7 protein-coding genes are annotated in these 7,848 nt (G+C 69.8%); 3 read left to right on the top strand and 4 right to left on the bottom strand.

The window, feature by feature from the left end; all coding sequences use genetic code 11:
* Positions 1-278: 278 nt before the first annotated feature.
* Together Q664_RS52800 and Q664_RS52805 are read right to left on the bottom strand one after the other, a co-directional pair.
* Entirely contained in the window at positions 279-2,291 is a 2,013-nt protein-coding gene (locus Q664_RS52800) for a serine/threonine protein kinase (RefSeq protein WP_052518802.1), read from the bottom strand.
* A gap of 142 nt (positions 2,292-2,433) precedes the next feature.
* Positions 2,434-3,270, bottom strand: coding sequence for a hypothetical protein (locus tag Q664_RS52805; RefSeq protein WP_052518803.1), 837 nt, complete (start codon positions 3,268-3,270; stop codon positions 2,434-2,436).
* 60 nt (positions 3,271-3,330) lie between these two features.
* Here Q664_RS52805 and Q664_RS28820 point away from each other — a divergent pair, with 60 nt between their 5' ends.
* Both Q664_RS28820 and Q664_RS61285 read left to right on the top strand, forming a co-directional pair.
* Complete coding sequence (locus Q664_RS28820) at positions 3,331-5,145, top strand: serine/threonine-protein kinase (protein ID WP_235216919.1); 1,815 nt, start codon at positions 3,331-3,333, stop codon at positions 5,143-5,145.
* A gap of 14 nt (positions 5,146-5,159) precedes the next feature.
* Positions 5,160-5,738, top strand: coding sequence for a hypothetical protein (locus Q664_RS61285; protein WP_235216920.1), 579 nt, complete (start codon positions 5,160-5,162; stop codon positions 5,736-5,738).
* On the opposite strand, the gene Q664_RS28825 is transcribed toward Q664_RS61285, so the two are convergent.
* Together Q664_RS28825 and moeB are read right to left on the bottom strand one after the other, a co-directional pair.
* Positions 5,732-6,064, bottom strand: coding sequence for a rhodanese-like domain-containing protein (locus Q664_RS28825; protein ID WP_043402947.1), 333 nt, complete (start codon positions 6,062-6,064; stop codon positions 5,732-5,734). The two genes, Q664_RS61285 and Q664_RS28825, sit on opposite strands and share 7 nt — an antisense overlap.
* A 12-nt stretch (positions 6,065-6,076) precedes the next feature.
* Positions 6,077-7,237, bottom strand: a complete 1,161-nt coding sequence (gene moeB / locus Q664_RS28830) for a molybdopterin-synthase adenylyltransferase MoeB (protein ID WP_043402949.1) — start codon at positions 7,235-7,237, stop codon at positions 6,077-6,079.
* 191 nt (positions 7,238-7,428) lie between these two features.
* Here moeB and Q664_RS28835 point away from each other — a divergent pair, with 191 nt between their 5' ends.
* A complete protein-coding gene (locus tag Q664_RS28835; protein WP_043402952.1) occupies positions 7,429-7,815 on the top strand; it encodes a HesB/IscA family protein in 387 nt (128 codons plus the stop codon).
* Positions 7,816-7,848 lie beyond the last annotated feature (33 nt).

Here is a 7,848-nt window from a genome sequence, read left to right on the forward strand (position 1 = left end):
GCCTCACAGTCCGGGAGCGGCGATTGGGCGGTGGCGCTGGCCTCCACGAGGAGCACCAGCGCCAGGAGGGCGGCGGGGGAGGAGACGGACACGGAGCGGGGACCTCACGCAAGGGGAAGAGACCGGAGACGTGGCCTCTACCACACCTTCCCCTCCGGTAGGGTGTGGGTCGTGTCCAGCTTGCGATCCGTCAACTGCCAGCACGGTCTTGAGCCCCCGGACATGGATGTTGATCACCTACGCCGCGGCCCTTGGCGAATCATCGATGTCTGGGGGACTTAGTCGAAGCGCTCCACCGCCTCCACGTTTTGGAGGGTGAACATCAGGGCATTGTCTGGCGTACTCCCTGGTTCCATCTCAGTACCGGGACCAGGCTTGTAGTACCCACCGCCTCGCTTTACCAAACTCGGCCCGGTGAAGATCTGCATGCAGACCTTGAATGTGTCTCCGGTGGGCGTCCGGGCCTCGGTGAACCGGCCATAGATGTGACCCTCCCCGAAGGAGAGACGGCCTTGGAGAACGGTGCCCGCTGGCAGCTTCCCCCATGGCTCGTTCAGTTTCATCGACGTGGAGCCCTCGCGAACGGGGACTGGCTTGTGTTGGAAGACGTGAGGGAAGACGACGACACCCTGCTGCTCGACTTTGATGTCCAGCGTGTCGGTCATGGTCTCGACGGCACCCGCTGGGCACGGCTGGGGCTCGGGGGCGGTGCGCACCTGGGCCTCGGGCGCGGTGCGCACCTGAGCACCGGGACAGGCCAGGTTGGCGGCGGCGGCGGCGCCGACACACCACTTCGCCACGGGAGAAAGGGCCCGCTTCTGCTTCGTGTCCCCCTGGGGGGCCTGCTGCTTCTTCAAGGCGTCATCCTCGGGTCGCGTCACCTGCGAGGCGACGACCGCAGGGGTTGCCTTCGCCAGGGGCGGGGCTGCGGCCCATTCAGCTTCCGGCGGTGGCCACGAGGGCGCCACTTCCTGACCGTGGACGAGCCCGCGCGTCGGGAGGGAAGGGGATGACGCATCGGGTGGGAGCGGCTCCACATGGGCGAGTGGCCCCACACCCAGCACCGTCATCAGCAGGAGCGCGCCACCGATGACCAGCAGCCCTCCCAGCACGGAGGACCCCACCCCGCGCGCCAGGCGTCGCCGCGCGTCCGTCCACCCGGGTCCGGCTCGACCGGACGGCTCCGGCTCCGGGGCGCCCCGTCCCCGCCTGCCTCTTCCCCTCCGGGGTGGATGCAGCGGAGGCAGGGGCGGAGGAATGACGAGCCTGGGCGGCGGAGGTGTCATGGACTGCGTGGGACATGCCGGACGACGGATACGCCGCCGGGGTTCGTCCCCGTCCTTCTCCGGCGCCACCTCTTCCCACTCGAAGATGCTGGCCTCCCACTGCTTCGGGTCTCCGAAGGCCACCGCCGCCATCAACGCCTCATGCACCTCCACGCCACGCTGGTAGCGCTCCTCCGGCTTCTTCGCCAGCAGGCGCATGATGAGGTCGCTCAACGCCCGGGGCACCCGGCGGTTGAAGTCCCGGGGCGAGGGCGGTTGCTGATGCACGATGGCGTACTGGGTCAGGTCCGCCATCCCCTCGGGAAAGGGGTAGTGCCCGGTGGCGGCCCGGTACAGGCACACGCCCAGCGCGTAGAGGTCATCGGTGCGCTGGAAGGGGTAGCGGGCCTCGCGCTTCTTGTAGTGGTTCCACAGGAAGCGGATGGACTCGGGACTGCGCATCAGCAAGGTGCCCGGCGGGAGGGTGCCCGTGGTGAGCGGATCGGCCCCCTCGAACCAGCCCGCGCCGAAGTCGAGCAGCACGGGCTCCCCGTCCGACTCGCGGATGATGATGTGCTCGGGCTTGAGGTCTCGGTGGAAGACGCCCCGCTCGTGCAGGGTTCCCACGGCCAGGGCCATCTTTCCCCCCGCCTCCGCGAGCTGCCGGAAGCTGCCGTTGAGCGTCTCGGCCCACAGGTGCAGGGGCAGGCCGGGCACGAGATCCATGACGAAGACGAGCAGACCATCCTTGGGGTGGGGCCAGCGGGCGCAGCCGTGGAAGCGCACCACGTTGGGGTGCTCCCCCTTGGTCAACAGCAGGGCCACCTCGCGCTCGGCCCGCTCGTCTCCGGCGTACAGCGCCACCTTGAGGGCGTAGAAGTCGCCCACGCGGGCCATGTCCTCCACGCGGTAGACGGCGCCGTAACCGCCCACGCCCAGCCGCTCCACCACGCGCCAGTTGCCCACCTCCGTCCCCGGTGCCAGCGCATCGGGGTGGACGGTCACTCCCTCATGATTCGTGAACATCGTGTGGCCCTCTCGGTCCTCCAGGCGGCGGGCGCGACCTGGCGGTTCCAGGGCTCACCCGGGGCTGGCACCTACTCCGGAGGACAAATACCAGAAGCCAACGTGTCGGGAAGGGCGGCAACTCCCTGATGACACCTCTCCATCACGTCGAGGACGGTGGTTCTCCCGTGGACGACGGCGCAGCGGAGTCCGGAGGTTGCGCCCCGGTCTCCACCGGCGTGGCCGGACGTTCTCCGGCTGGCGGTGCATCGTCCCCGGGGCGGGCGGACCGTTCCGTGACGGGAGTCTCCACGGCTGGGTCCAGGACCGTTTCCACGGCCGGGGCGCTCTCCGTTGTGGGCGCCGGAGGCGTCTCCGTTGTGAGCGCCGGAGGCATCTCCGCGGCTGGGGCCGTAGACGTGTCCGCTGTGGGAACCGGGGCGGTCTCCACGGCCGGGGTTGGAGACACGTCCGGGGGCAGGGGACGCTCCTCCGCTCGCTCGCCCTTCAGGATGCCGCGCACCGTGTAGCCGAGCAGCGCCAGGCACCCGAGGCCGAGCACGGCCCACCCGAGCCTCAGGGGCAGCCGGGACTCTCGCACCTGGAAGGACGCATGGAGCACCTTGTGCCGGGTGGTCCGGAAGCTCACATCGACCAGGTGGGGGCCGTCGTTCTCGGGAGTGAAGGTGGCCTGCCAGTGCAGCGCGTCCTTCTTCACGGTGACGCTCTGCCCGTGGGTGGCCCCCTCCTCTCGCAGGGTGAGAATGAGTGGACCCTCGAAGTCGTCCCCCTCGAAGCTGCCCACCTGGAGGTTGATTTGAAGGGGCTCGCCCGCGCGGGGGGCGGCGGGGCGGATGCTGCCCCGGAGCCGCTCCTCGGTGTCCGACCAGGAGAGCGTCAGCATGTCCTCCCGCGTCTCCACGCCGATCCGATCCGGGGGGCCCAGGTCCAGGGGAGGGGGGGCGGCCCCGGCGGCCGAGGCCAGCCACAGGCCGGCCATCAGAGGGAGCCAGCGGTTTCCTGCGGGCCGTCTTTGCCTCGCCCCGGCCCGTCGCCTAAGATGAGCCGCTCTGATGTCTTCCACTTCGCGCTTGCTCCCCCCGGCGAGCAACCCGGGATGAACCCTCAACTCTTCGGGAAATATCAGCTCCTCAAGAAGCTCGCCACCGGCGGCATGGCCGAGGTGTGGCTTGCGCGCCAGAAGGGCATTGAGGGTTTCGCCAAGAACGTCGTGGTGAAGCGGATCCTCCCGCACCTGGCGGAGGATCAGGAGTTCGTGGGCATGTTCGGCAACGAGGCGCGCATCGCCGCGCGCTTCAACCACCCGAACATCGCCCAGGTGTACGAATTCGGCGAGGCCAACGGCACCTACTTCATCGCCATGGAGTTCATCCACGGCGAGGACCTGGGCCGGGTGATGCGCAAGGCGTACAACGCGGGCGGGTGGATCGCCCGGCCGCTGGCCATCCGCATCATCGCCTCGGCGTGCGAGGGCCTCTACTACGCCCACACGCGCACGGACGACAACGGCAAGCCCCTCAAGGTGGTGCACCGCGACATCTCGCCGCAGAACATCCTCATCAGCTTCGACGGCTCGGTGAAGCTGGTGGACTTCGGCATCGCCAAGGCGGCGGACCAGGCCACGGCGACGAAGTCGGGCGCCATCAAGGGCAAGTTCGCGTACATGGCGCCGGAGCAGGCCGCGGGCAAGCCGTTGGATCACCGCGCGGACATCTTCGCCATCGGCCTGGTGCTCTACGAGTTGCTCACCGGCACGCGCCCGCTCAAGCGGGAGTCGGAGCTGGGCACGCTGCAGGCCGCCATGGAGTGCAACATCCTGCCGCCCTCGCAGGTGGCGGATGTGCCGCCGGAGCTGGATGAAGTGGTGATGCGCGCGCTGGCCAAGGCCGCGGATGACCGCTACCGGGACGCGCGCCAGTTGCAGCTCGCGCTGGAGGAGTTCCTCGTTGGCCAGCGGTGGGTGGCCGGCTCGGTGCAGATCTCCGAGCTGATGGAGACGCTCTTCGCGGACCGGCTGGACGAGGAGAAGCGCAGCGGCAATCCGGAGCCTCGCAGCGACGAGTCGATGTCCGCGATGCCCGTGCCGCCGGAGCCTCCGCCCGAGGAGCCGCCGCCGCCGCGGAGCAGCTCGCGGATGGAGTCGCGCACCGGCACCCAGACGAACGCCGCCGAGATGAACTGGGAGGCGCCGCCGGGCGAGATGCAGCAGCGGCGCACGGGGACGCGCGCGGGGGTGGTCAACAAGCGCACGGAGTCCAGCACCCAGCCCATGGGGGACGTGCCGGAAGTGCAGGAGTGGGAGGCGCCTCCGGCCACGGAAGTGCCCCGCCGCCGCACGAGCAACGAGGCCCCGCGCCGCAACACCCAGATGGGCTCCACGTCCGTGGGGCGCATGCCCAGCCGTCAGGACATGACCCGGGCCAGCGTCGAGACGCCCTCTCCGAGGCGGGGCACCGAGTCCTCCGCCGTTCGCCGCTCGGGTGTCATGCGCGCGCCCGAGCCGGTGGAGGACGAGGACGTGCCGCAGCCGCGCCCCTCGCGCAGCTCCGTGGCCATCAACCCGCGGGCCCCGCAGTACGACGACGACGAGGATCCCGAGCGCACGATGTTGCCTCCGCCGCCGGAGCCGGTGCGCGCGCCGGAGCCCGTGCGCCGGCGCACGGGGATGGGTCCGTCCTCACAGCAGCAGCCCGAGCCGACGCCCAGGCCGCGCCGCACCAACAGCCGCGTGGAGACGTCCAACGCGCCCGAGGCGCCTCGCCGGCGCTCCGCCCTGCATGCGGTGGAGGAAGACGAGGCCAGCCTCCCGAGCGCGAAGAAGCCCGCCGCACGGACCCTGTCACTCCCCCGCTGAAGAACCTGCTCGGGGTGTTCGTGGCGCTGTCCGTGGTGGGCCTGGCCGTCATCTTCCACAAGCCGCTGCTGCAGATGCTCGGCAGCACGGCCATGGATGGGCAGGGCATCTCCATCTCCCTGGACTCCAACCAGCCCGTCGAAGTCTCCGTGAAGCACAACCCGATGCGCTGCCGGAGCTCGGAGCCCGTCACCGTGCTCGGCTCGACGCCCTTGAGGAAGGTCTCGGGTGCCCACCTGCAGGACACGCTCGTCCTGGAGAACAAGCAGCTCGGCATCTACCGGGAGATCGAAGTGCCCTTTGGCGAGCCCAATGAGCACAAGACGCTGCCTCCGGTGGAGTTCAAGTCGGGCACCGTCCGGCTCGCGCTGAAGCCCAAGAACATCCTCGGCATCGAGATCTACCGGGATGGCCAGACGCTCGGCACCTACCAGCCCGGGCTGAGCCTGGAGCTGGTGGAGGGCAAGCATCACCTGGTGCTGCAGGGCACGGCGCTCCTGGAGCCGGTCCCGGTGGATGTCGAGGTGAAGGGCCGGGACATCACCAACATGCCGGTGGACCTGACGCCCTACCTCCGTAACGCGCGTCAGTAGCGCGGCAGGCTCGGGTCCACGGCGCGGGAGTAGAGGTCGATCCCCCCGCGCAGGGACACCGCGTCGAAGCCGCGCGCGAGCAGGTATGCGGCACCGTCCATGCTGCGCACGCCGTGGTGGCAGTAGACGATGACGCGCTTGCCGCGGAAGGCCTCCAGCTCCTCGTGGCGCTCGTCCAGCTCGGGCAGGGGGATGAGCACCGAGTCTGGGAGCGCCACCCAGGCGTTCTCCTGGGGGAAGCGCACGTCGAGCAGCACGGGCCGCGCCTCGGGCGGGCCGGAGAGCTGCTGGGCGAGGGTGGCGGGGTCGATCTCCGGGATGGGCACGAGGGGACTCCTTCAGGCGGACGAGGCGCAGAACTGCTCGTAGTCGATGAGCTCCACGCGGGCGCCGGGCGCGCACACGGGGCACTGGGGATCCTTGCGCAGCTTGAGCTCCTGGAAGCGGGTGCCGAGCGCGTCGAAGGTGAGCAGGCGGCCCACGAGCGGCTCGCCCACGCCGAGCAGGAGCTTGAGGGCCTCATTGGCCTGGAAGAGGCCGATGATGCCGGGGAGCACGCCGAGCACTCCGGCCTCGGCGCACGAGGGCGCGAGCTCGGGAGGAGGCGGGGCGGGGTAGAGGCAGCGGTAGCAGGGGCCCTGGCCGGGGACGAAGGTGGTGACCTGGCCCTCGAAGCGGAAGATGGAGCCGTGGAGGTTGGGCTTGCCCTGGAGGAGGCACGCGTCGTTGAGCAGGTAGCGGGTGGGGAAGTTGTCCCCGCCGTCGAGCACCAGATCGAAGCCCTCGAGGATGCGCAGGACATTGTCCGAGGTGAGGCGCTCCTGGAAGGGCACCACTTTCACGTCGGGGTTGAGGGCCTCGAGGGCGGCACGGGCGCTCTGGACCTTGGGCTGGCCGGCGCGCTCCTGGGTGTGGAGCACCTGGCGCTGGAGGTTGCTGAGGTCCACCACGTCCGCGTCGACAATGCCCAGGGTGCCCACGCCCGCGGCGGCGAGGTAGAGCGCGGCCGGAGAGCCCAGCCCGCCCGCGCCCAGCAGCAGCACCCGGGAGGCGAGGAGCTTCGCCTGCCCCTCCTCGCCGACCTCGGGGAGGATGAGGTGGCGGCGGTAGCGCTCCTTCTGGGCGGGGGTGAGCACCACGGGCTTTTCCACCGGGTAGTGGGCGTCGCTCCAGCGGTTGAAGCCACCGGCCAGCGAGGCCACGCGCGTGTAGCCCATGTGTTGAAGGGTGCGGGCCGCCAGGGCCGAGCGGGTGCCGCCCGCGCAGTAGAGGACGAGCTCTTCATCCCGGGAGGCTTTCTCCTCGATGCGCAGCTCGAGGTAGCCCCGGGGGATGTGCACCGCGCCGGGCAGGCGGCCACCCGCGTACTCGTCGCCCTCGCGCACGTCGATGAGCTTCACGGGGGAGCGCGCGTCCAGCAGGCGCTTGACGTCCTCGGTGGAGACCTCGCGGATCTCCTTCTTCGTGGCGGACAGCAGCTCGCGGAAGGTGGCGGACATGGGGCACGTATAACCCGGGTGGGGGCATCCGGGGGCGGGCGCTCGCATTCCTGGCGTGGGGGCGGGCGGAGGGGCTGGCACCCGCATCCACGAGGGGGCAGATTCAGACAGTGGAGGGGAGCCATACCCGTGGAGCAGATGGAAATTCTGGCGCCGGGCGTTATAAGGCGCTTGTAAGGAGAGCAACCTACATGGACACGACCACCACCCCCGCTTCCAACACCTCTGTCGCCCCCCAGGGTGAGCCCTCGAGCCCGGTGCGGCTCACCGCGGCCGCCGTGGCCCAGGTGAAGAAGGTCATCCAGGATCAGGGCTTCCAGGACTACTTCTTCTCCATCCGGGTGGTGCCGGCCGGGTGCAGCGGGCTGGGCTACGACCTGAACCTGGTGCGCGAGATGAAGGCGGGCGATCTGACCTGGGATCAGGACGGGGTGAAGATCGCGACGGACGCGCTGAGCAACAAGTACCTGTCGGGCACGGAGATCGACTTCGTGTCGAGCGTGACGGGCGCGGGCTTCAAGTTCAACAACCCGAACGCGAAGTCCTCCTGCGGCTGCGGGACGTCGTTCTCGACCTGAGACGCGGTGTAGACCCTCACCCTGGCNCTCCAC

Source organism: Archangium violaceum Cb vi76 (genome assembly GCF_000733295.1).
In the GTDB taxonomy this organism is placed as follows: Bacteria; Myxococcota; Myxococcia; order Myxococcales; family Myxococcaceae; genus Archangium; species Archangium violaceum.